At 72.2% G+C, this 21,526-nt stretch carries 19 protein-coding genes and 1 other RNA gene; 9 read left to right on the forward strand and 11 right to left on the reverse strand.

Features of this window, described 5'->3' with window-relative positions:
- Window positions 1-33: 33 nt before the first annotated feature.
- On the reverse strand, window positions 34-1,359 hold the full coding sequence (locus QFW81_RS10260) for an aminopeptidase P N-terminal domain-containing protein (protein WP_280578681.1): 1,326 nt from the start codon (window positions 1,357-1,359) through the stop codon (window positions 34-36).
- 13 nt (window positions 1,360-1,372) lie between these two features.
- Window positions 1,373-1,906, reverse strand: a complete 534-nt coding sequence (locus tag QFW81_RS10265; protein ID WP_280578813.1) for a UPF0149 family protein — start codon at window positions 1,904-1,906, stop codon at window positions 1,373-1,375.
- Between the two features lie 174 nt (window positions 1,907-2,080).
- Between QFW81_RS10265 and QFW81_RS10270 the strand changes: the two genes are divergently transcribed.
- The 7 genes from QFW81_RS10270 (at window position 2,081) to rpiA (ending at window position 7,291) form a co-directional block, all read left to right on the forward strand.
- Window positions 2,081-4,294, forward strand: a complete 2,214-nt coding sequence (locus tag QFW81_RS10270; RefSeq protein ID WP_280578682.1) for a putative bifunctional diguanylate cyclase/phosphodiesterase — start codon at window positions 2,081-2,083, stop codon at window positions 4,292-4,294.
- A 31-nt stretch (window positions 4,295-4,325) separates the two neighbouring features.
- Window positions 4,326-4,547, forward strand: a complete 222-nt coding sequence (locus QFW81_RS10275; protein WP_280578683.1) for a TIGR02449 family protein — start codon at window positions 4,326-4,328, stop codon at window positions 4,545-4,547.
- Entirely contained in the window at window positions 4,544-4,840 is a 297-nt protein-coding gene (locus tag QFW81_RS10280) for a cell division protein ZapA (protein ID WP_280578684.1), read from the forward strand. The genes QFW81_RS10275 and QFW81_RS10280 overlap by 4 nt, the downstream gene beginning before the upstream one ends.
- Window positions 4,841-5,117: 277 nt before the next feature.
- Window positions 5,118-5,301, forward strand: a non-coding RNA gene (gene ssrS, locus QFW81_RS10285) — 6S RNA.
- A gap of 112 nt (window positions 5,302-5,413) precedes the next feature.
- Window positions 5,414-5,998 carry a 5-formyltetrahydrofolate cyclo-ligase gene (locus QFW81_RS10290; RefSeq protein ID WP_280578685.1) on the forward strand — a complete coding sequence of 195 codons (585 nt, stop codon included), beginning with the start codon at window positions 5,414-5,416 and terminating at the stop codon, window positions 5,996-5,998.
- Window positions 5,995-6,462, forward strand: a complete 468-nt coding sequence (locus QFW81_RS10295; RefSeq protein ID WP_280578686.1) for an EVE domain-containing protein — start codon at window positions 5,995-5,997, stop codon at window positions 6,460-6,462. The genes QFW81_RS10290 and QFW81_RS10295 overlap by 4 nt, the downstream gene beginning before the upstream one ends.
- A gap of 178 nt (window positions 6,463-6,640) precedes the next feature.
- Complete coding sequence (rpiA, locus tag QFW81_RS10300) at window positions 6,641-7,291, forward strand: ribose-5-phosphate isomerase RpiA (protein ID WP_280578687.1); 651 nt, start codon at window positions 6,641-6,643, stop codon at window positions 7,289-7,291.
- Window positions 7,292-7,517: 226 nt separating this feature from the next.
- Here rpiA and QFW81_RS10305 read toward each other — a convergent pair whose 3' ends face one another.
- The 3 genes from QFW81_RS10305 to QFW81_RS10315 all read right to left on the reverse strand — a co-directional run bounded on the left by QFW81_RS10305 (window position 7,518) and on the right by QFW81_RS10315 (window position 9,828).
- Window positions 7,518-7,841, reverse strand: a complete 324-nt coding sequence (locus QFW81_RS10305) for a hypothetical protein (protein ID WP_280578688.1) — start codon at window positions 7,839-7,841, stop codon at window positions 7,518-7,520.
- Window positions 7,842-7,921: 80 nt separating this feature from the next.
- Window positions 7,922-8,860 carry a patatin-like phospholipase family protein gene (locus QFW81_RS10310; RefSeq protein ID WP_280578689.1) on the reverse strand — a complete coding sequence of 313 codons (939 nt, stop codon included), beginning with the start codon at window positions 8,858-8,860 and terminating at the stop codon, window positions 7,922-7,924.
- Window positions 8,857-9,828, reverse strand: a complete 972-nt coding sequence (locus QFW81_RS10315) for a helix-turn-helix transcriptional regulator (protein WP_280578690.1) — start codon at window positions 9,826-9,828, stop codon at window positions 8,857-8,859. Before QFW81_RS10315 ends, QFW81_RS10310 begins: the two co-directional genes overlap by 4 nt.
- A 213-nt stretch (window positions 9,829-10,041) precedes the next feature.
- Between QFW81_RS10315 and QFW81_RS10320 the strand changes: the two genes are divergently transcribed.
- The gene (locus tag QFW81_RS10320; protein WP_280578691.1) at window positions 10,042-11,796 is read left to right on the forward strand and encodes an SLC13 family permease; all 1,755 of its coding nucleotides are present in this window, start codon (window positions 10,042-10,044) and stop codon (window positions 11,794-11,796) included.
- 154 nt (window positions 11,797-11,950) lie between these two features.
- Window positions 11,951-12,634 (forward strand): DUF481 domain-containing protein, encoded by a 684-nt coding sequence (locus tag QFW81_RS10325; protein WP_280578692.1) that lies wholly within the window; start codon window positions 11,951-11,953, stop codon window positions 12,632-12,634.
- A 118-nt stretch (window positions 12,635-12,752) separates the two neighbouring features.
- On the opposite strand, the gene hemC is transcribed toward QFW81_RS10325, so the two are convergent.
- The 6 genes from hemC to QFW81_RS10355 all read right to left on the reverse strand — a co-directional run bounded on the left by hemC (window position 12,753) and on the right by QFW81_RS10355 (window position 21,326).
- Window positions 12,753-13,691 carry a hydroxymethylbilane synthase gene (hemC, locus tag QFW81_RS10330; RefSeq protein WP_280578693.1) on the reverse strand — a complete coding sequence of 313 codons (939 nt, stop codon included), beginning with the start codon at window positions 13,689-13,691 and terminating at the stop codon, window positions 12,753-12,755.
- 59 nt (window positions 13,692-13,750) lie between these two features.
- Window positions 13,751-14,482 carry a LytR/AlgR family response regulator transcription factor gene (locus QFW81_RS10335; RefSeq protein WP_425604013.1) on the reverse strand — a complete coding sequence of 244 codons (732 nt, stop codon included), beginning with the start codon at window positions 14,480-14,482 and terminating at the stop codon, window positions 13,751-13,753.
- Window positions 14,483-14,642: 160 nt separating this feature from the next.
- Window positions 14,643-15,329 carry an alpha/beta hydrolase gene (locus QFW81_RS10340; RefSeq protein ID WP_280578695.1) on the reverse strand — a complete coding sequence of 229 codons (687 nt, stop codon included), beginning with the start codon at window positions 15,327-15,329 and terminating at the stop codon, window positions 14,643-14,645.
- Window positions 15,330-15,392: 63 nt separating this feature from the next.
- The gene (gene glnE / locus QFW81_RS10345) at window positions 15,393-18,182 is read right to left on the reverse strand and encodes a bifunctional [glutamate--ammonia ligase]-adenylyl-L-tyrosine phosphorylase/[glutamate--ammonia-ligase] adenylyltransferase (RefSeq protein ID WP_280578696.1); all 2,790 of its coding nucleotides are present in this window, start codon (window positions 18,180-18,182) and stop codon (window positions 15,393-15,395) included.
- A gap of 277 nt (window positions 18,183-18,459) precedes the next feature.
- Window positions 18,460-20,091, reverse strand: coding sequence for a phytoene desaturase family protein (locus QFW81_RS10350; RefSeq protein ID WP_280578697.1), 1,632 nt, complete (start codon window positions 20,089-20,091; stop codon window positions 18,460-18,462).
- Between the two features lie 119 nt (window positions 20,092-20,210).
- Entirely contained in the window at window positions 20,211-21,326 is a 1,116-nt protein-coding gene (locus QFW81_RS10355) for a UDP-N-acetylglucosamine--N-acetylmuramyl-(pentapeptide) pyrophosphoryl-undecaprenol N-acetylglucosamine transferase (protein ID WP_280578698.1), read from the reverse strand.
- Window positions 21,327-21,526: the final 200 nt, after the last annotated feature.

Consider the following 21,526-nt stretch of genomic DNA (forward strand, 5'->3'; position numbering starts at 1 on the left):
GAAGACGCCCGCCACGCATCCGGTCGCGCGCCCTCAGCGCGCCGCCATGAACGCCTCGATTTCGTCGGCGCCACGTGCCAGGCCGTCGGTCAGCACCTCGTGGCCCTCCGCGGTGATCGCGACGTCGTCCTCGATCCGGATGCCGATACCGCGCCACCTGGCCGGCACCGTGGTGTCGTCGGCGGGCACGTACAGGCCCGGCTCGATGGTGAAGACCATGCCCGGTTCCAGCAGCCGCGACTCGCCGTCGATGCGGTAGTCGCCCACGTCGTGCACGTCGAGCCCGAGCCAGTGCCCGGTCTTGTGCCGGTAGTAGCGCTTGTACTGGCCGTCGGCGATGACCTTCTCCAGCCGCCCCTTCAGCAGTCCGAGCCGCAGCAGCCCTTCGGCGAGCGTCGCCACGGCGGCGTCGTGGCCCGCTTCGTAGGCCACGCCCGGACGCGCCTGCGCCAGCGCCGCCGACTGCGCGGCGCAGACCAGGTCGTGCAGCGCGCGCTGTTCGCGGCTGAAGCGGCCGTTGGCCGGGAAGGTCCGGGTGATGTCCGCGGCGTAGCCGCGGTATTCCGCGCCGGCGTCGACCAGCACCAGGTCGCCGTCGCGCACCTGGCCACGATTGGCGCGGTAGTGGAGCACGCAGGCGTTGGCGCCGGCACCGACGATGCTCTCGTAGGCCGGCTGCGCATCGCCGGCACGGAACACGCGCTCCAGTTCGGCCTGCAGTTCGTACTCGAACATGCCCGGACGCACCGCGCGCATCGCCGCCTCGTGCGCCTGCACGCTGATCTTCGCCGCGCGGCGCATCAGCTTCAGTTCGTCGCGCGACTTGAACAGCCGCAGTTCGTCGAGCAGGTGCCCGAGCTCGAGGAACTCGTGCGGCGGCTGCGCACCCAGCCTCACCTGCGCGCGCACCCGGTTGAGCCAGCCGATCAGCTTGAGGTCGAACTCGGTGTCGCGGCCGAAGTGGTAGTAGACGCGGGTGCGCCCCTCCAGCAGCCCGGGCAGGATGTCGTCGAGGTCGTCGATCGGGTAGGCGTCGTCCATCCCGAACGACTCCACCGCGCCCTCGGGACCCGCACGCGGTCCATCCCAGCCCTCGCGCTCGGGATCGCGCTCGCGGCAGAACAGCAGCGCTTCGCCGTGGCGCCGTCCGGGCACCAGCACCAGGACCGCCTCAGGCTCCGCGAATCCGGTCAGGTACCACAGGTCCGAATCCTGCCGGTACGGGTAGTGGGTGTCGCGGCTGCGCACGCGCTCGGGCGATGACGGCAGCACCAGGATCGCATCGTCGCCGGCCATCCGCATCAGCTGCCGGCGACGGCGGGCATAGCCCTGCGCCGGGATCCCGGTGCTGGCGCGCATCGGCGGCGCCACGTCAGTTCAGGCGGCCGCGATGGCGCGGCCCCATCGCACAGTCGCCGTGCAGCAGCAGCACCGCGACGCGCACGTATTCCTCGATCTCGGCCAGCGCCTCCTCGTCTTCCTGGTCGCCGTCGTCCTCGGGCGTGGCCCCGGACAGCCGCACCAGGTCGGCCAGCGCCTCGGCGCCCTCTTCCGACAGCGGCGGCGATGCGCCTGCGGCCAGGCCGAACGCACCCACGAAGCCGCGGCACCAGTCGAACAGCGCGCCGCTGCGCTCCACCAGCGGCGCCTCCGCCTCGGGCAGCATCAGTTCGAAGCCGAAATCGCGGTCTTCCAGCTGCGCCGCGCTGGCGGCCCGCAGCCGGTCGAGCACGTCGCCCGCCTCGACCGCGGCCAGGCTGTCGTCGGCGAGCACCTGCGCGGGCCAGTCCGGCCCGCCGACGCCACCGCCGGCCAGCCAGCCGCACAGCGCGCCGTGCAGTTCGGAGGCACTGCTGCCGAGCCCGCGTGCGCGGCTGGCCGCTTCGACATCGGACAATGGCGGCATGGCTTCTGACACGAGCGGTTCCTCCTTCGGTGCGGCAAGTCTAGAACGTCGCCCGCGCCGCTGCATGGCACCATGCGCCTACGCATGTCCCGGCCACGTGCACGCAGCTTGTTGCCGGGCGCCGCGGGCGCCTACACTCGCGACCACATGAACGGAAGCGCAGGGGACCTCCGCGTGCCGACCAATCCGGGGGATCTCCAGTTGCTGGTCGCGGCGGCCGCCGCGTCCGTGCTGCTGATCGCGCTCCTGTTCATCATATTGCGCCGTCGTCAGAGCGAACGCAGCTATGTCGACCGGCTCCGCGACCGCGAAGAGCGCCTGAAGCTGGCGCTGTGGGCCACCGGCGAGCGCTACTGGGCCTACGACGTCGTCGCCGGCAAGCTGCACCGGCTGGCGGCCGAGTCGCGGGAGACGCCGACCGGCGACCTCGCCGAGGACGTCGCCGACGTGGGCGACGTGGTCCATCCCGACGACCTGCCCATGGTGCGCCAGCGGGTGGAGGACTACCTCTCCGGCCACACCGATACCTTCCTGGCCGAACTGCGCGTCGCCGACGCGCGTGGCGAGTGGGTGTGGATGCGCGCGCGCGGCCGGGCGGTGGCACGCGACGCCCAGGGCCACATCCAGCGCATCGCCGGCACCGCGCTCAACATCACCGGCACGCGCGCGGCCGAGCGCGAGCTGCGCATCTCCAGCGAAGTCCTGCGCAGCATGAACGAGGCGGTGGCGGTGATCGACCGCAACTTCGACTTCGTCTCGGTCAACCCGGCATTCCTGCGCATGACCGGCTACGACGAGGAGGACGTGATCGGGCGCAATTCCAGCCTCCTCGACAGCCTGCAGCACGACACCGCCTTCTACCAGCACATCCGCGAGCAGATCCGGCGCAAGGGGCGCTGGAACGGCGAGATCTGGCAGCGACGCAAGGACGGCGAGGAATTCCTGTGCCAGATCGAGTCGAGCACGGTCTACGACAAGAACGGCCAGCTGATCCTGTACGTCGCGGTGCTCAACGACATCACCCAGCAGAAGCGTGCCGAGCAGGAACTGCGCTACCTGGCCAACTTCGACACCCTGACCAACCTGCCCAACCGCTCGCTGCTGTCCGAGCGCCTGTCGCGTGCGATCGTGCGCGCGCACCGCGAGGACAACCGTATCGCGGTGCTGTTCCTCGACCTGGACCGCTTCAAGGACGTCAACGACTCGCTCGGCCACGCCGCCGGCGACCGGATCCTGCGCGCCGCCGCCGCGCGGCTGCAGCAGACCGTGGGTATGCACCACACCGTCGCGCGCCTGGGCGGCGACGAGTTCACGGTGGTGCTGGAGAACCTGGAGGCGCCCGAGGAGGCCGACCGGGTGGCGCGCGAGATCATCATGGCGTTCGAGGCGCCGCTGCTGCTCGACGACCGCCGCGAGATCGCGATCTCGCCTTCGATCGGCATCAGCCTGTATCCCGACCACGCCCACGTGCCGACCGAGCTGCTCAAGCAGGCCGACACCGCGATGTACCAGGCCAAGGCCGCCGGCCGGCGCACCTTCATGCGCTACGACGACGCCATGGACGTGGTGGTGCGCCAGCGCGCCACCATCTCCGGCGCGCTGCGCAAGGTGCTCGACCGTGGCGAACTGCGGCTGGTGTTCCAGCCGCAGCTGGCGCTGGCCGAAGGCCGGATCACCGGGGTGGAGGCGCTGCTGCGCTGGCACAGCGACGAGCACGGCGAGATCCCGCCGGCCGACTTCATCCCCATGGCCGAGGAAAGCGGGCTGATCCTGGAGATCGGCGAATGGGTGCTGCGCGAGGCCTGCCTGACACTGCAGCGCTGGCGCCAGCACGGCCTGACCGACCTCACCGTGTCGGTCAACGTCTCGGTGCTGCAGCTGCTGCGCGGCGATTTCCCCGAGGTGGTGAGCCGGGTGCTGGCCGACATCGCGCTGCCGCCCAGCGCGCTGGAGCTCGAGCTCACCGAAAGCGTGCTGATGGCCAATGCCGAACACACCGCGGCCAAGCTGCAGGCGTTCCGCGAGCTCGGGGTGTCGCTGGCGATCGACGATTTCGGCACCGGCTATTCCTCGCTGGCCTACCTCAAGCGCCTGCCGATCACCACGATCAAGATCGACAAGGCCTTCATCGGCGACCTCACCCACGACCCGGAGGACGCCGCGATCACCAGCACCGTGATCACCATGGCGCACTCCCTGGGCCTGAACGTGGTCGCCGAGGGCGTGGAGACCGAGGCCCAGGTCCGCTTCCTGCGCGGCCAGCAGTGCGACGAGGTGCAGGGTTTCTGGCTGTCGCAGCCGCTCGATGCCCACGCCTGCCTGGCCTTCATCCGCAACTGGCGGCCGGCCCGCGAGCCGGCCACGATCCAGCCGGTGGCCGCGCCTTGACCGCCCCCCGCCGGCTGCCTATCGTGCCGGCATGGACCGCCCCGACGTGCTCGCCCAGCTCCGCGCCCTGACGGCGCGCATCGACGCGCTGGTCGACCGCGCCCAGAAGCTCTCGGACGAGAACCGCTCGCTGCGCCACCAGCATGAGCAGATCTCCGGTGAACGCTCGCAGCTGCTGGCCAAGAACGAGCAGGCGCGCTCCCGGGTCGAAGCGATGATCGCCCGGCTCAAGTCGCTGGAGCAGCACACGTGAGCGCGAACGAAGCCGTCAGCGTGCGCGTGCTCGACCGCGAGTACACCGTTGGCGTCGCCGCCGACGAACGCGAGAGCCTGACCGCCGCGGCGCGGCTGCTCGACGGCCGCATGCGCGAAGTACGCGGCAGCAACCGCATGGCCGCGGTCGACCGGGTGGCGGTGCTGGCCGCACTCAACCTCGCGCACGAACTGCAGCAGTTGCGCGAGGAGAACGAGCACCGCGACCGCGAAATGGCGCGCCTGCTCGATGACCTGCAGCGCAAGCTCGACGGCCTGATCGACGCGCACTGACCGCTGCGTCAGGTGACGCGGCGCACCTGAAGGCACGCGGCCCGGATCGATCCCGGCAAACCGGCAAAAGCGCGCGGCGTCCTCATCCGCCCGACGCCGCGCGCGCAGCGCAACCGGCCGCATCGAACGGCGATCCGGCTGTTGCGCACAACGGCGCGCGCCCTTGTAAGCGGTGCATGTCGCGTGAAGCCACGCGGCACGCAAGCACATGAACCCCGCCACCGTGGCGCCGACGAACGGGCTTGGCAGGCGTCGCCCCGGGGCTATACTTCGCGTGCGTCCTCTGCCGTGTTCGACGGCATGCGCAACATTCGCCTTGTCCCTTAATGACGACCACGGGGGCGCGAGGAATCCGGGAGTGCAGGTCCGCCTTGCAGCGGGAAGCCCGATGGAAACCGAACGCTCCCACTTGAACCCCGGGTTCAAGGTCGTTTCGCAGGCATCGGCATGGCGGAGGACGTATTTCTTGTTCGCGATCGTCGCGCACGCCGCACCGGTGGCGCGCGACGCACGCTTCCGCGGCCGCGGCGCGACGTTCACAATGGCCGGCATGCGCCCCGCTTCCCGCTTTCGATGAACGACGACGCCCGCGGCACGCTCCGGCGCGCCATGCGCGCGCGTCGCCGCGCCCTGCCCGCGCCCGAGCGCATCGCCGCCGCCGCGCCACTGGCCGAACGCCTGCTCGCGCTGCCGTTCGCGCCGCGCACCGGCACGGTCGCGGGCTACTGGGCGATGGACGGCGAGATCGCGCTGCACGCCTGGCAGTTGGGGCTGCCGACGGGCGTGCGCTACTGCCTGCCGGTGCTGCACGCCGACACCACGCTGCGCTTCGCGCCATGGACGCCGGGCGCACCGCTGGTCTCCAACCGCTACGGCATTCCCGAACCCGAGGTGCCCGCCGCGGCGCTGCTGGCGCCCGCGCAGCTCGACCTGGTGGTGGTGCCGCTGGTCGCGTTCGACGCGCGCGGGCACCGATTGGGCATGGGCGGCGGCTGGTACGATCGCACCTTCGCATTCCGCACCTCGCAAGCCGGGCCGCCGCGTCTGGTGGGCGCCGCGTTCGCGCTGCAGCAGGCCGAGGCCATCGTCCCCCAGCCCTGGGACGTGCCGCTGGACGCGGTGTGCACCGAATCCGACACGTTCCTGGCGCCCGCATGAGCACACGCAAACGCTACTGGCTGATGAAGTCCGAGCCCACCGACTTCTCGATCGACGACCTCGCGCGGGTCGGCACCGAACCCTGGACCGGGGTGCGCAACTACCAGGCGCGCAATTTCATGCGCCAGATGCAGATCGGCGACGGCGTGCTGTTCTACCACTCCAACACCGACGTCCCGGGCATCTACGGCATCGGCGAGGTGGCGGCCACCGCGTATCCCGATCCGACCCAGTTCCAGAAGAAGTCCAAGTACTTCGACGAAAAGGCCACGCGCGAACAGCCGCGCTGGGACCTGGTCGACGTGCGTTTCGTGCGCAAGCTGGCGCGCGGGATCCCGCTCGACGAGATTCGCGGCCACGCCGACGCGCTGGGCGAGGAATTCGCGCTGATCCGCAAGGGATCGCGGCTGTCGGTGATGCCGGTGACCGCGGCGCAGTGGAAGCGCCTGCTGTCCCTGGAATGAGGCGCGCGATGGCATCGACGTGGTTGCGCCCGCCCGTTGTCTCCTGCCGCCAGCGCGCCGGCGGGCGTCGCGCGCTCCGGACCAGGCCTGGCCTACGGCAATGACCGCCGGGCGCTGCCGGCCGTCGACGCTGTCACCGCCGTCACCGCAACCTTCCCCTACTTCGAGCCCCACTTCCATGTCCGAATCCAAGCGCCTGGCCGGCGAACAGGCCATCGAGTTCGTCGAGGACGGGATGGTCGTCGGCGTGGGCACCGGCTCGACGGTGGCCTACTTCATCGATGCGCTGGCGCGCATTCGCGACCGCATCGCCGGCGTGGTGTCGAGCTCGGAGCAGAGCACGGCGCGCCTGCGCGGGCACGGCATCGAGGTGCTCGACCTCAACGCAGCGGGCCCGCTGCCGCTGTACGTCGACGGCGCCGATGAATGCGATCCGCAGCGGCGGCTGATCAAGGGCGGCGGCGCCGCACTCACGCGCGAGAAGATCATCGCCCAGGCCAGCGAGCGCTTCGTGTGCATCATCGACCCGGCCAAGCAGGTGGACGTGCTGGGCCGGTTCCCGCTGCCGGTCGAGGTGATCCCGATGGCGCGCAGCCTGGTGGCGCGCGAGATCCTCGCCGCAAGCGGCGGCCAGCCGGTGTGGCGCGAGGGCGTGGTGACCGACAACGGCAACTGGGTGCTGGACGTGCACGGCCTGCGCATCGCCGACCCGGTGGCGCTGGAGGGCGCGCTGAACCAGATCCCGGGCGTGGTCTGCGTGGGCCTGTTCGCGCGCCGGCCGGCGGACGTGGTGATCGTCGGCGGCCAGCCGCCGCGCGTCCTGCGCTGACGCCCGACCGCGAGCCGCCGCGCTGCGGCCGACGCCCGCCTGCCGCTCGCACGCGCACCTGCATCGATCCCGCGCTCCGGCCGGGTGCGTGGTCGCAGGAGGCGCATTCGCGGGCAGCCATCCGGTTCGCGCGGCTGTCTTCCTGCGCGGCGGCGGTGCTCGCACGTCGCCGCGCGGATGGTTTCCGGACGGGTCCGTCCCTGGACCCACCCGAAAGACGGGACGGTCAGCGCAGCGCGATGGCCGCCAGCAGCCGGGCGGCCGGGCGACGCGCCGGGGGCCGGCGACGCGCCATGGCGGTCGCGGTCCGTCGCCGCAGCGCGATGACGACGGCCGGACGCGCGGCAGTGGCGGCGCGCCTCCACGACAGCATCCGCGCCGTGACCAGGCTGGCCAGCGGCAATAGCGGCAACCAGAGCGCCAGCGCGCCATCCAGTCCGGGCAGCGAGATCGCCGCGACCGCGCCGATGAAGACGGCACCGGCGAGGAGTTGCTCGACCGTGCGCAGGCTGGCGGTCCGGGTGGGGTCGTGATCGATGGGTCGGGACATGGCACGCTCCTGGACGGGACGTGCAGCGTCCACCACTGCCATCTCACGGGCTGCGACCTCCCGCGACGCGGCATCGCCGCTCAGTAGCCGGCGGTGTCCAAGGCCCGGGTGGCGACGGCGCGTCCGACGTCGATCAGTTCGGCCGCGCGCCAGAATTCATAGAACTGGCACACGTCGCGCGGAATCCGGATCAGCAGCTCGGGCGGGTCCAGCGCCAGCTGCACGCGCGCGATCTGTGCCTGCATCGTGTCCAGCGAGCGCGACATGATCTCGGGCAGGCCCATGCGCAGCGCGTCGCGGTCCTCGGGGCTGTCGCGGCCCTCGGCCACGCGTTCGACCGCGCGCTCGAGCCAGTCGCCCACCCGTCCCGCCAGCCCCGGCTCACGCGCCGCGGCCTGGGGCCGGGCCGGCTCGCCGGGCGGGCGATTGGGCCAGCCATGCATGTCGACCGCGACCAGCCGGTGCGCATCCGACAGCCGGGTGGCCGCGATCGGCAGCGGCGCCAGCAGGCCGCCGTCGACCAGGGCGCGGCCGTTGACCCGGTGCGGCGTGAACAGGCCGGGGATCGCGAACGAGGCGCGCAGCGCATCCCACAGCCGCCCGTCGCGGATCCAGACTTCGCGCTGGCGCTGCAGGTCGACCGCGACCGCGGTGAATTCCACCGGCAGCGACTCGATCAGCGGGTCGCCGACCTCCTCGCGCATCGCCTCGACCAGGCGCTGGCCGCGCAGCAGCCCGCTGCGGCGCCAGCCCGGGTCCAGCAGGCGCAGGAAATCGCGCCGGGACATCGCCCGCAGGCGCTCGTCGAACGCGCGCAGCCGGCCGGCGGCGAAGATGCCGCCCACCAGCGCACCGCTCGACGATCCGCACACCGCATCGATGCGGAAGCCGCGCTCTTCCAGCACCTCGATCACGCCGATCTGGGCCAGCCCGCGCGCGCCGCCCGCGCCCAGCACCAGGGCGATGCGCTCGCCGTCCGCCCGCGACCCTGCGGCGGGCACCTCGCCAACCGACGTCATCGGCGCTCGTAGTTCGACAGCGCCAGCTGCAGCAGCGACTTGGCCTGCTCGCGCAGCGCGGCGGGCTCCACGATCTCGGCATCGGCGCCGTAATGCAGCACGTCCATCAGCAGCTCGCGCGAGGCACTGTAGGGCAGCTTCAGCTCGTAGCGGCCGTCGGGCAGGTGGCGGCCCTGCTGCTGCGAATGCCAGTGTTCGTCGGCCACCCAGCGTGCGGCCTTGGCGCTGAACACGATGGTGGCGATGCCCTTGGGCGGCCCGGAGAAGATGCCGTAGCTGCCGGCCAGGTGGGTATCGAGTTCGGTCTCCGCGACGTCGCGCGCGGCGGCGTCCAGCAACCGCGCCGCGCCCACGCGGTCGACCGAGAAGCTGCGCAGCGCGTCGCGCTCGTTGTCCCAGGCGTCGAGGTACCAGTTGTCGCGGTAGTGGGTGATGCGCTGGGGCGACACCGTGCGCCGGGTCTTCTCGTCGGTGGAGCGGGCGCGGTAGTCGAACGCCAGCTGCTTGCGCTGCAGCACCGCCGAACACACGGTACGGAACGCGTGCTCGTCCATCCGCCGGCCGCGGTGCGGGATCACGCGCACCCGTTCCACCGGCCAGTGCTTGCCGGCCGAATGTTCGTCGAGCAGCTTGTCGATGCGCGCCTGCAGTGGCGCCAGCGCGCTCGACAGCACCCCGCCGCCGCTGCGCGCCAGCAGTTGCTGGGCCGCCAGCAGCGCGTGGAGTTCGTCGGAATTGAGCCACAGGCCCGGCAGTTCGAAGCGCCCCCCTTCCTCCGCGTCGTAGCGGAACCCTGCCTCGCCGTCGCCCACCACCGGCGCCATCAGCGCATCGCGCAGGAAGGCCAGGTCGCGGTAGACGGTGGCGCGGGAGCACTCGAGTTCCTCCTGCAGCCGCGCGACCGTCACCGGATAGCGCGAGGTCTTGAGGATGCGGTGCAGCGAGAGGATGCGTTCGTATCGGTCCATGGACCGGATTATGCGCCTGTCGGGCGTGCAGGCGCCGCCTGCGGCGCCTGCCCGGCGAGGCGGGATTGCAGGCGCGCGGCCGCGGTCCCACCATGTGCCCCGGACTTCCGCCATGGGGGACAGGCAGGGCGTGCAAGGCATCACGACATCGGCACGGGCGGCGCACGCCGCCCGTACGCGGGCACCGTGCCGCGCCGCCCACCGGAGTGCCGCATGGCGCTGTGGCTGACGCTGGCCATCCTGGCCGGCGCCATCACCCTGTTCGTCACCGAGAAGCTGCGGGTCGACGTGGTGGCGCTGCTGGTGATGACGGCGCTGATGGTCACCGGCGTGCTGACCGTGCCCGAGGCGCTGTCGGGCTTCAGCAGCCAGGCCACGGTGATGGTCGCGGCCATGTTCGTGCTCAGCGCGGCGCTGCAGCGCAACGGCGCGCTGGTGGCCTTCGGCGACGTGCTGTCGAGGATCCGCTGGCAGTGGCTGTTCCTGCTGGTGATGCTGGTCCTGGTCTCGTGCGTGGCCGCCTTCGTCAACAACACCGCCACCGTGGCGGTATTCCTGCCGCTGGTGCTGGCCGCGAGCACGGCCAACCGCTGGGCGCCGTCGAAGTTCCTGATCCCGCTGTCGTACATGTCGCAGGCGGCCGGCGTGTGCACCCTGATCGGCACCTCGACCAACCTGCTGGTCGACGCGATGGCGCGCGAATCGGCGGGCATCGGCTTCACCCTGTTCGAGTTTGCGCCGTTGGGCATCGTGTTCGTCGGCATCTGCATGCTGTATCTGATGACGGTCGGGCGCTGGCTGCTGCCCGACCGCGGAATCCCCGGCAGCGACGACAACGAACACGTCGGCCGCTACGTCGCCGAACTGCTGGTGCCCGCCGAATCCGACGCCGTCGGCCTGCGCCGCGACCAGGTGGTGCCGGCCAGCATCGACGATGCCACGCTGCTCGAAATCCTGCGCCAGGGGCGCGCGGTGCCTGGCGCCGACGCGGTGGTCGAGCCGGACGACCGGCTGCTGCTGCGCGGCGAATGGCGCCACATCGGGGCGGTGCGCAAGGCGCGGCGTCTGCGCTTCGACCACGTGGCGCGCGACCTCGATGGCGACATCACCGCCGAGCGCGTTCAGGTGGAGGCGATGGTGTCGCCCGGCTCGCACCTGATCGGCCACACCCTGGCCGGAATGCGCTTCGGCCACATGTACCGGACCCGCGTGCAGGGCATCCATCGACGCCTGCTGGACATCCGCCAGCCGCTCGACCACGTCGAGCTCACCGTCGGCGACGTGCTGCTGCTGGACGCGCCCGAGACCGCGATCGAGGACCTGCGCGCGGACAAGGGCATGATCGTCCTGGGCACGCGCAAGGAAGTGAAGGTCGACGTGTTCCGCGCGCTGATGTCGGTGCTGATCATGGTCGCCACGATCGGCGTGGTGGCGCTGGGCTGGCTGTCGATCGTGGTCGCGGCGCTGATCGGATGCGCGGCGCTGCTCGTGTTCCGGCTGATCGAACCGGACGAGGCCTACCGCGCGATCGACTGGCGCGTGATCCTGCTGCTGGCCGGCATCATCCCGCTCGGAGTGGCGCTGCAGAAGAGTGGCGGCGCGGCACTGGCGGCGGAGGCCATGATCGGCACGCTCGGCCATTTCGGCCCCCTGGCCGCGCTGGCGGCGATCTACCTGATGACCGCGATCGCCACCGAATTCATGAGCAACAACGCCTCCGCGGTGCTGGTGGTGCCGATCGCGCTGGCCGCGGCCGAATCGCTGGGCGTAGACCCCAAGCCGCTGCTGGTGGCGGTGGCGTTCGCCGCCTCGACCAGCTTCGCCACCCCGATCAGCTACCAGACCAACACCATGGTCTTCACCGCGGGCGGCTACCGGTTCTCCGATTTCGTACGCATCGGCGTGCCCCTCAACATCGTGTTCTGCACCGCCGCCATCCTGCTGATCCCACGCTTCTTTCCGTTCTGACGCGCCGGCGCCGCTACGGGCGGCCGCACGGCCGACGCCCGAGCCACACGTCCGACCGGAGGCTCGGCGCGCTCACGTGCACGGGTGTTCAGCGAGCTGGGGGCAGCGCGCGGCATAATGTCGCGGAAACGTTTACAGCCCCGGATCCCCACTGATGCTCGCCAGCTGGTGGCTGGCCGTGATCGGCCTGCCCGTGTTCATGCAGCCCCTGCCCGACGCGCCGGACCTGCCGGCCGCGATCGCGGTCGCCTCCGGGCAGGTCTCGCTGCGCCAGCCGTGCCTGCAGCTGCGCTGCCCGGGGCGTGAATGGCAGGCGGACCGGCCAGGCCGGATGGTCGCAGGGACGGCGGCGCCCGGGGTGATCTCGCCGATCGCGCCCCTGCGGCTGCCACAGCTGGCCACGCGGCGCTACATCGGGCTGCACTCGCCGGCCTCCCGGCGCGACTGGTTCTACTCGACCGGCGGCGACGCGCTCGTGGCCACGCGCTACGGGCTGGAGGCCGTACGTGGCCCCGACACCCGGGTACAGGTCGAATTCGGGACCGGCTACCGGCTGCAGCCGTATGCGGACTACGGGACCGCGGCCCAGGGTCCGGTGGCGTCCGGGCAGCTGCGACTCTCGCAGCGGCTCGGGGAGCGGGCCGCGTTGAGCCAGCAGGTGCGGGTCGAACGCGGGCGCGAGAATGCCTTCGTGCGGCAGACGATCGGACTCGACCTGCAGCTGGACCCGCAATGGTCGCTGCTCGGCGACCTGGAGCTGCGCCACGACACCGCCGGCAACGGCGGTGAAGGCCATACCGATCGCGAAGGTTCGGTGCGGTTGCAGTACGCATTCTGAGGTGGCCTGCCGCCGGCTCCGGCGGCAGCGCGCGACGGACACCATGCGACGCGGCCCCACGGGCCCGGATCCACCGCCCGGCATCGCGATCGCCAGCGCGCACGCCGGCCGCGACGGCTCAGCCGGGGATCGCCCCCGGCGCCGGCAGGTCGAGCAGTCCGAGCAGTTCGCCCGCGCCCTGTGCGAACAGTCCGCGCGCCGCTTCGCGTCCGAGGGCGTCGGGATCGTGGCCCGAGACCTCGACCCGGACGAGACGCCCGTCGCCGGCGCTGCCGACCAGTCCCAGCAGTTCGAGCCCGGACCCGCCCTCCCGCGCGAAGGCGGCCACCGGGACATGGCAGCTGCCGTGGAGGGCACGGTTCATCGCGCGCTCGGCCTCCACGCAGCGGCGGGTGGTCGCATCGTTGAGCGGTGCCAGCAGGCGGTGCGTGGCCGCATCGCCGTCGCGGGTCTCGATCGCGATCGCGCCCTGCGCCGGCGCCGGCAGCCAGTCGGGCGGATCGAGCCGGGCGCGGATGCGCGCCTCCAGGCCGAGCCGCTGGAGGCCGGCGCAGGCGAGCACGATCGCGTCGTATTCCCCGCCGTCCAGCCGCGCCAGGCGGGTGTTGACGTTGCCGCGCAGGTCGCGCAACTCCAGGTCGGGCCGTCGCGCGCGCAGCAGCGCTTGGCGCCGCAGCGAGGAGGTGCCGACCCGCGCGCCGTGGGGCAGCGCGTCCAGGGCCTCGAAGCGGCTGCTGACGAACGCGTCGGCCGGATCGCCGCGCGCCAGGATGGCGGCCAGCGCGAAGCCCGGCTCCAGCGTCATCGGCACGTCCTTGAGCGAATGCACCGCGCAGTCGGCCTCGCCGCGCTGCATGGCGACCTCCAGCTCCTTGAGGAACAGGCCCTTGCCGCCGATCGCGGCGAGCGAGCGGTCCAGCACCTCGTCGCCGCGGGTGCTCAGCGGCACCAGTGCCACCTCCAGGCCCGGATGCGCCTCGCGCAGGCGCCGGGCCACATGCTCGGTCTGCCACAGGGCCAGCGGGCTCTTGCGGGTGGCGATGCGCAATCGTTCCATGCGCGCATTATCCCGTACCCGTGGCGCAGCGTGGCCCGGGCACGATCGTGTCCCGCGGGCTAGAGCTGGCGGACGGTCTCGCGCAGCTGGGACACGCAGCGGCGGCTGACTTCCAGCGGCCGGTCGCCGTGGCGCAGGATCGCATGCACGTGGCCGTCCAGGCCGCGCTTGAGCTCGACCAGCTCGTGCCGCGCGACCAGGCAATTGCGGTGGATGCGCACGAAGCGGTCCCCGAACTCGTCCTCCAGCGACTTGAGCGACTCCTCGATCAGATCCTCGCCGCGCGCGTGGTGGACCACCACGTACTTCTCCTCCGCCTGCAGGTAGCGCACGTCGTCGACCGGGATCAGGCGCAGGCTCCCGCGCAGGCGCGCGCACAGGTGGGTACGGCGCTTGCCGCCGCCACCCGGAGCCTCTCCCGCGTGCCGCGCCGCGGACAGCGCACGCGCGCGCTGCAGCGCCGATGCCAGGCGTTCGGGGCGCACCGGCTTGACCAGGTAGTCCACCGCCTCGGCATCGAAGGCCGACAGCGCATGGGCATCGTAGGCGGTACAGAACACCACCACCGGGCGCGGTTCGAACGCGCGCAGGTGGCGCGCCACTTCCAGCCCGTCGATCCCGGGCATGGCGATGTCCAGCAGCACCAGTTCCGGATCGTGCGCGGCGCAGGCGTGCAGCGCTTCGTGGCCGTCGCCGACCTCGGCCACGACCTCCACTCCCGGCTCATCGGCCAGCAGCGTGCGCAGCCGTTCGCGGGCAAGCGGTTCGTCGTCGGCGATGACGATCTTCACTGGGGCATCCGGTCCAGCGGGGCGAGATCCCGCAGGCATGGTAGCCGCGGTTCCCCGCCGACACCATCGACGGCTTCCCGCCGACCGCGCCCAACCGCGCCCCACGCCCCACCCCCGGATCCCGCAGCGATGGACCGGTCCGCGGGGCGCCCGCCATCGATCAGGCCGCGGCGATCCGGCGCGACATCCAGTCGCCGAGGTCGCGGATCTCCTCCAGGCACACCGAATGCGGGATCGGATAACGGTGGAACTCGACCTCGAAGCCGTGGCCGCGCATCCACGCCGCGCTCTGCTCGCCGGCGGCGAACGGAACCACCGGGTCCTGGGAGCCGTGGCCCATGAACAGCGGCTGCGAGGTCGCCGCGGAGGCCAGCGCGCCGGCGGCCTCGTGCATGGACGGCAGGTAGGTCGACAGCCCCACCAGGCCCGCCAGCGGCACCGCGCGGCGCAGGCCCGCGGCCAGGGTGACCGCGCCGCCCTGCGAGAACCCCGCCAGGAAGATGCGCGCGGGCGGGATGCCGCGCGCGACCTCGCGCTCGATGAGCGCGTCCACCTGCACCACCGATTCGGCCACGCCCGCTGCATCGGCGCGGTTGGCGAGGTCGAAGTCGCGGATGTCGTACCAGGCGCGCATGCGCGTGCCGTTGTTGATCGTCACCGCACGCACCGGCGCATGCGGGAACACGAAGCGCATCGCCGGCCAGTCGCGCCGCACCAGTTCAGGCAGGATCGGCACGAAGTCGCTGCCGTCGGCGCCAAGCCCGTGCAGCCACAGCACGCTCCATTCCGGCGCCGCGCCGGTCTCGCGTTCGATCGCTTCAAGCAAGGCGTGTTCGCCCTTGGACATGCACGTTCCCGGAGATCGCGGTGGACGCGGCAATATACCGCGCGCCCACGGCGGCGCCGGGGGTCAGTCGACCGGGCCGTAGCGTCGCCAGGCCCCGGCCACCGCCGCGCGCGCCGTCTCGAGTGCGGCATCGTGCGGGACCAGCCGCGAACGCCGGTCGAGCGTGCAGTCCAGGCCCGCGGCCACCAGCCAGGCATGGGCGTCGCGCAAGGCGTCGACGGCGGCCTCCGGCAACACGCGCGCCGTCGCCAGCGCATCGAGCAACGGCCGCGTGGCGCGCGGCACCAGCAGCGCAGGATGCGTGGCCGCCTCGCGCAGCACCAGGTACTGGAGCAGGAATTCCAGGTCGACCAGGCCGCCATCGCCCTGCTTGAGGTCGAACAGGGTGTCGGTGCTGCGGTCGAGTTCGCCGCGCATGCGCAGGCGCATCGACGCCACGTCCCCGCGCAGCCGCGCCGGATCCCGCTCGCGCGCCAGGGTGTCGCCACGGATGCGTTCGAACGCCTCCGCCAGTGCCTCGCCGCCGGCGATGAAACGCGCGCGCACCAGCGCCTGGTGTTCCCAGGTCCAGGCGCGCTCGTGCTGGTATTCGTCGTAGCTGGCGAGCGTGGAGACCAGCAGGCCCTGGCCGCCGTCGGGGCGCAGACGCACGTCCACGTCGTACAGCCGACCGCCGCCGGTGACCGCGCCGAGCAGGGCGACGATCTTCTGCGCCAGGCGCGCGAACCAGCGCGGCGCGTCGAGCGGGCGCGCACCGCCGGACTGCGCGTCGGGCGGCGCGTCGTACAGGAACACCAGGTCGAGGTCGGAGCCGAACCCCAGTTCCTCGCCCCCGAGGCTGCCGTAGCCGAGCACGGCGAAACCCGCGCCCGGGATCGCGCCGTGCGCGCGTTCGAGTTCGCGCCAGGCCAGCACCAGCACCGTGCCGACCACCGCATCGGCCAGCCAGGCCAGCTGCCGGGTGCTGTCGCAGGCGGGCTGGCGGCGGTCGAGGGTGGCCAGGGCGATGCGGAAGCTGAGCTGCTGGCGCACCTCGTTGAGCGCGAACAGCGCCGCCTCGGTCTCCATGCCGCGCGCCGGCGCACAGGCCTGCGCGAACAGCTCGCGCTGCGGCAGCGGGCCTTCGGCGCGCGCGTCGAGCAGTTCGTCCAGCAGCAGCGGATGCGCGGCCAGGCGTTCGGCGAGCAATGCGCTGCGGGTGACCAGGTCCACCAGCCGCGCCAGTACCGCCGGCTGCTCGTCGAGCAGGGCCAGGTAGCTCGCGCGGCGCAGGATGTTGTGCAGCAGCGACAGCAGGCGGCGGATCGCCTGCAGCGGGCGGTCGGCCGGCGCCGAGGCCTGCAGCAGTACCGGCATCACCCGGTCCAGGCGTGTGCGGGTGGCATCGGACAGTTCGCGCACGCTGGGCGAGCGCGCGAAGTCGCGCAGCGCGGCGTCGACCTCCGGCGCTGCCTGGAAGCCGGCCGCCGCCAGCGCCTGTGCGCTGCCGCCCTCGGGCAGCGCGCGCCAGTAGGCGGTGATGTCGTCGGCGACCGCCGGCTGCTGTTCGCGCTGCGAGAGCAGCGCATCGAACTCGCTCGAGACGTGCGCGCGATGGGCGGCGATCTCCTGCGCCAGTGCGTCCCAGTCGCGATACCCCAGGGCCACCGCGATCCGGGCGCGTTCCAGCGGCGATTCCGGCAGGGCGTGCGTCTGCGCGTCGTGCAGCATCTGCAGCCGGTTCTCGAGCCGGCGCAGGAAGCGGTAGTCGCCGGCCAGTCCGGCAGCGGCGTCCGGCTCGACCTGGCCTGCCTTGCACAGCGCCTCCAGCGCGGGCAGCAGCCGCGGCTCGCGCAGCGAGGCCTCGCGCCCGCCGCGGATCAGCTGCAGCGCCTGGGCCAGGAATTCGATCTCGCGGATGCCGCCGGGACCGCGCTTGATGTCGTCGGCCAGTTCCTTGCGCGCCACCTCGGCGGCGATCATCGCCTTCATCGCGCGCAGGCCGTCGAGCGCGCCGAAATCGAGGTAGCGCCGGTACACGAAGGGCCGCAGCGTGTGCAGGAACCGACGGCCGGCCTCGACGTCGCCGGCGACCGGACGCGCCTTCTGCCATGCGTAGCGCTCCCAGTCACGGCCCTCGCGCTGGAAGTACTGCTCCATCGCGGCGAAGCTCATCGCCACCCGCCCGGCGTTGCCGAACGGGCGCAGCCGCAGGTCGACGCGGTGGCAGAAGCCGTCGACGGTCGGCTCGTCCAGCAGCCTCGCCAGCTGCTGCCCGGCGCGGGCGAAATAATCCTCCGCCGCCAGCGGACGCACGCCGGTCTGCCCGGATTCGCCCCGGCTCTCGCCGCCGTGCTCGTAGGCGTAGACCAGGTCGATGTCGGAACTGAAGTTCAGCTCCCCACCGCCGAGCTTGCCCATGCCGAACACGACCAGGCGCACCGGCTGCCCCTCCGCATCGTGGACCACGCCGTGGCGACGCGCGAGGTCCTGTTCCACCGCCGCGAGTGCGAGCTGCAGGCAGGTGTCGGCCAGCTGCGTGGTGCCGGCGAGGGTGGCGTCCACATCGTCCAGGCCGAGCACGTCGCGCCAGACCAGGCGCGTGGACTCGGCCGTGCGGTAGCGGCGCAGCAGGCGTGGCCATGCGTCGCTGCTTCCGGGCTCGAGGGTCGGCGGCGACAGCGGCTGAGCACCGTCGTCCGCCGCCAGCCGTGCCAGCAGCTCGGGCTGGCGCACCAGCACGTCGATTGCGAAGTCGCTGGCCACGGCGACCCGGCCGAGGCGCTCGCGCAGGCCGGCGTCGTCGGGGATCGCTTCGAAGCGCGCGAGCGCGCGTGCGGCGCGCGCGTCGATCTCGGGAGGGGCGGTGTCCATGGCGCGATTGTGGCATCGCCCCCTGCCCCGGCACGCGCATGCTCCGCCGATGCACGGGCGTAAAAAAGCCCGCTTGCAGTTGCCTGCCAGCGGGCTTTGCTCCCTCCCCCACGTCGGGTGCGGAACCATCGTGAATGATTCGTTACCCCGGTTGCACGCTGCAGCGCAAAACGATACCGGCCGGTTTACTAAGCGCGCGCCCGTGGCAGACCCGGAAGGCCGTGGATGCAAACGGTTCCAGCCGCGGCGACCCGGCATTGCAAGTCGGCTGCATCCATCAGTCCGGACGCGGCCTGCGCCGCAGGTCGCGCAGGATTTCGCGCGCGGCGTTGCGTCCGGGCAGGCCGGTCACGCCGCCGCCGGGGTGCGTGCCCGAGCCGCAGAGGTAGAGGCCCGGCAACGCGCCGCGGTAGTCCGCCTGCCCGAGCAACGGGCGGGCGCTGAACATCTGGTCGGCGCCGAGCGCACCGTGGAAGATGTCGCCGCCCACCAGGCCGAACTCGCGTTCCAGGTCCAGCGGCGAGAGCGCGCGGTAGCCGAGCACGCTGCGCGCGAAGTTCGGCGCGTACGCATCGACCGTGTCGATCATCAGCCTGGCAACGGTGTCGCGGTGCGCGTCCCAGCCGCCGCCGACTTCGCCGCTGTCGGACAGCTCCGGGCTCACGTGCTGGCAGAACAGGCTGGCCACGTGCTGCCCCGGAGGGGCCAGCGTATCGTCGAGCGTCGAGGAGATCACCAGTTCCACGATCGGCGCGCGCGCCCATCCCGGGTTGTGCGCCTTCGACTTGGCGTCGAAGTAGGCGTTCTCGAAATACTGCAGCGACGGGCCGATCAGGATTCCGCTCTGGTGGTGCGGCTGCAGGTGGGTGCCGGGTGCGGCGCTGAAGTCCGGCAGTTCCGACAGCGCAACGTTCATGCGGAACGTGCCCGAGCCGCAGCGGTAGCGCGCGATGCGCTGCGCGGTGTCGTCGTCCAGGTGTTCGCGCGCCACCAGTCGGGTGTAGAGCAGCTTCGGGTTGAGGTTGGACACGATGGTCTTCGCGTGCAGCTCGCGGCCGTCGGCCAGCGCCACGCCGACCGCACGCCCGTCCCGCACCAGCACGCGCTCCACCGCGGCGTCGCTGTGCACGCGCACGCCGCGCGCGACGCATTCCTTCGCGATCGCCTGGGTGATCGCGCCCATCCCGCCGATCGCGTGGCCCCAGACGCCCTGCTTGCCGTTGACCTCGCCGAACACGTGGTGCAGCAGCACGTAGGCGCTGCCGGGCGTGTACGGACTGGCGAAGTTGCCGACCACCGAATCCCAGCCGAGCGCGGCCTTCAGCGGTTCGGATTCGAACCAGTGGTCGAGCAGTTCGCCTGCCGACTTGGTGAACAGGTCGAGCAGGTCGCGTCGGGCGCGCAGGTCGAGCTGCCTGAGGCGCTTGGCCGTGTCCCACGAGGCCAGCCAGTCGGCCAGCGACAGCCGCTCGCCCAGGTTGGGCGGCGTGCGCTGCATCAGTTCGCGCAGTACCACCACCACGCGATCGAGCATGGCGTTGTAGGCGACCAGTTGTTCGCCATCGCGTGGCGACCAGGCCTGCAGCGACTCCGCGGTGTGCGCGCCACCCAGACGGAACGCGCGTCCGTCCGGCAGCGGCAGGAAGTTCGCGTACGGGCGCTCGACCACGCGCAGGCCGTGCTCGGCCAGGCGCAGGTCGGCGATCACCTTCGGGTTGAGCAGGCTGACGGTGTAGCTCGCGGTGGAGTTGCGGAAACCGGGATGGAACTCCTCGGTCACCGCCGCGCCGCCGACCATGCCCCGGCGCTCGAGCACCGTCACCTTCAGGCCGGCGCCGGCCAGGTAGGCGGCGCAGACCAGGCCGTTGTGGCCGCCGCCGATGATCAGGACGTCATGCTCGTCGCGCATCTGTCAGGGATCCCCGTGCGTGCCGCGTGCGGCGTCCGGCCATTGTAGGAGCGCGTCGTGGCGCGATGGCGCTGCGGTCGCATCACTGCCGTGCATGGGGCCTCACGCCCGCCATGCGGTCACGCCGCCGGCAGCAGCCGCTCCACCGCATCGGCCAGCCGCGCGGCGGCATCGGGCCGCCCCAGCGCGGCCGCGGCGTGCGCGGCCTCGGGCAGCCGCGTCGGCGATTCGAACGCCTCGCGCAACACGCGCGCCAGGGATTCCGGTGTGAGGTCGGCCTCCGGGAGGTGCCAGCCGACGCCGGCCTGCGCCAAGGTGTCGGCGTTGCGTCGCTGCTCCTCGCGCGCACCGCCGTGCGGCAGCGGCACGAAGATCGCGGGGCGACCGATGGTCAACAGGTCGGCCGCGGTGGTCGCGCCGGCGCGGGTCACCACCAGGTGCGCCTCGCGCAGGCGTTCGCCCATGTCGTCGAAGAACGCTCGCACGCGCGCGTCGATGCCGGCCTCGCGCAGCTGCGCCACCAGCGCATCGGCATCCTCGCCGCGGTACTGCAGCGACAGGTGCAGGCGATGCCGCAGCGCCTCGGGCAGCAGCGCCAGCGCCGGCGGCACCACGCGGCCGAACACCGCCGCGCTCTGGCTGCCGCCCACCACCAGCAGTCGCAGCGGGCCGTGCGCGTCGAACGCCGGATAGTCGCCGCGCGCGTCGAGGATCGCGCGCCGCACCGGGTTGCCGGTCTCCACGATCTTCGCGGCGTCGATGCCTTCCGCTCCGGCGACCGTCGGGAACGAGGTCGCAAGCCCGTCGGCGAAGCGCAGCAGTCGCGCGTTGGCCTTGCTCAGCCGCGTCGCCTGCTCGTGCAGCAGCAATGGCAGGCCGAGACTCTTCGCCGCCAGCGCGGGCGCGAAGCTCGGGTAGCCGCCGAAGCCGACCACCAGCGCCGCGCCACGCCGCTTCAGGTCGCGCCGCGACGCGAGCACGCCGCGCAGGATCGTCAGCGCCGCCTTCGCCTTCGCCACGACACCGCCCTCGAGCGAACTCGCCGGCAGCACCACGTGTTCGATGCCCGCGAGCGCCTGCGTGTACTGCGCGCCACGGCGCTCGGTGTGGATCACCACGTCGAAGCCTCGCGCGAGCAGTTCGCGCGCCAGCGCTTCGGCCGGGAACAGGTGGCCGCCGGTGCCGCCTGCGGCGAGCGCGATCGTGCTGCGGCGGGATGAGGCGGTCGACGACATCGCGGGCGGGATCCGGCAGGGCGGCGGCGCACTATAGAACGTCGCCACGCGGCCCGCAGGCGGCGAAGCAGCGGTGCGTGCGTGTCGCGGACAAGCCGACGGCCACCTGCCCCACCCCGTCGACGAGTGCGCGAAATGCGCACCGCGGCCGTCTCCCCGTCATGAACGCGAGCAGCGCAGCGGCTACGCGTCCGCGCGGC

The sequence above is a fragment of the Luteimonas kalidii genome, from assembly GCF_029887935.1.
GTDB lineage: Bacteria > Pseudomonadota > Gammaproteobacteria > Xanthomonadales > Xanthomonadaceae > Luteimonas > Luteimonas kalidii.

What these genes read in the sequence shown, in the direction of transcription:
- QFW81_RS10260 (WP_280578681.1), bottom strand. Translation starts at nt 1,359, where the DNA reads ATGCGCGCCAGCACCGGGATCCCGGCGCAGGGCTATGCCCGCCGTCGC.
- QFW81_RS10265 (WP_280578813.1), bottom strand. Translation starts at nt 1,906, where the DNA reads ATGCCGCCATTGTCCGATGTCGAAGCGGCCAGCCGCGCACGCGGGCTC.
- QFW81_RS10275 (WP_280578683.1), top strand. Translation starts at nt 4,326, where the DNA reads ATGGACCGCCCCGACGTGCTCGCCCAGCTCCGCGCCCTGACGGCGCGC.
- QFW81_RS10290 (WP_280578685.1), top strand. Translation starts at nt 5,414, where the DNA reads ATGAACGACGACGCCCGCGGCACGCTCCGGCGCGCCATGCGCGCGCGT.
- QFW81_RS10295 (WP_280578686.1), top strand. Translation starts at nt 5,995, where the DNA reads ATGAGCACACGCAAACGCTACTGGCTGATGAAGTCCGAGCCCACCGAC.
- rpiA (WP_280578687.1), top strand. Translation starts at nt 6,641, where the DNA reads ATGTCCGAATCCAAGCGCCTGGCCGGCGAACAGGCCATCGAGTTCGTC.
- QFW81_RS10305 (WP_280578688.1), bottom strand. Translation starts at nt 7,841, where the DNA reads ATGTCCCGACCCATCGATCACGACCCCACCCGGACCGCCAGCCTGCGC.
- QFW81_RS10310 (WP_280578689.1), bottom strand. Translation starts at nt 8,860, where the DNA reads ATGACGTCGGTTGGCGAGGTGCCCGCCGCAGGGTCGCGGGCGGACGGC.
- QFW81_RS10315 (WP_280578690.1), bottom strand. Translation starts at nt 9,828, where the DNA reads ATGGACCGATACGAACGCATCCTCTCGCTGCACCGCATCCTCAAGACC.
- QFW81_RS10320 (WP_280578691.1), top strand. Translation starts at nt 10,042, where the DNA reads ATGGCGCTGTGGCTGACGCTGGCCATCCTGGCCGGCGCCATCACCCTG.
- QFW81_RS10325 (WP_280578692.1), top strand. Translation starts at nt 11,951, where the DNA reads ATGCTCGCCAGCTGGTGGCTGGCCGTGATCGGCCTGCCCGTGTTCATG.
- hemC (WP_280578693.1), bottom strand. Translation starts at nt 13,691, where the DNA reads ATGGAACGATTGCGCATCGCCACCCGCAAGAGCCCGCTGGCCCTGTGG.
- QFW81_RS10340 (WP_280578695.1), bottom strand. Translation starts at nt 15,329, where the DNA reads ATGTCCAAGGGCGAACACGCCTTGCTTGAAGCGATCGAACGCGAGACC.
- glnE (WP_280578696.1), bottom strand. Translation starts at nt 18,182, where the DNA reads ATGGACACCGCCCCTCCCGAGATCGACGCGCGCGCCGCACGCGCGCTC.
- QFW81_RS10350 (WP_280578697.1), bottom strand. Translation starts at nt 20,091, where the DNA reads ATGCGCGACGAGCATGACGTCCTGATCATCGGCGGCGGCCACAACGGC.
- QFW81_RS10355 (WP_280578698.1), bottom strand. Translation starts at nt 21,326, where the DNA reads ATGTCGTCGACCGCCTCATCCCGCCGCAGCACGATCGCGCTCGCCGCA.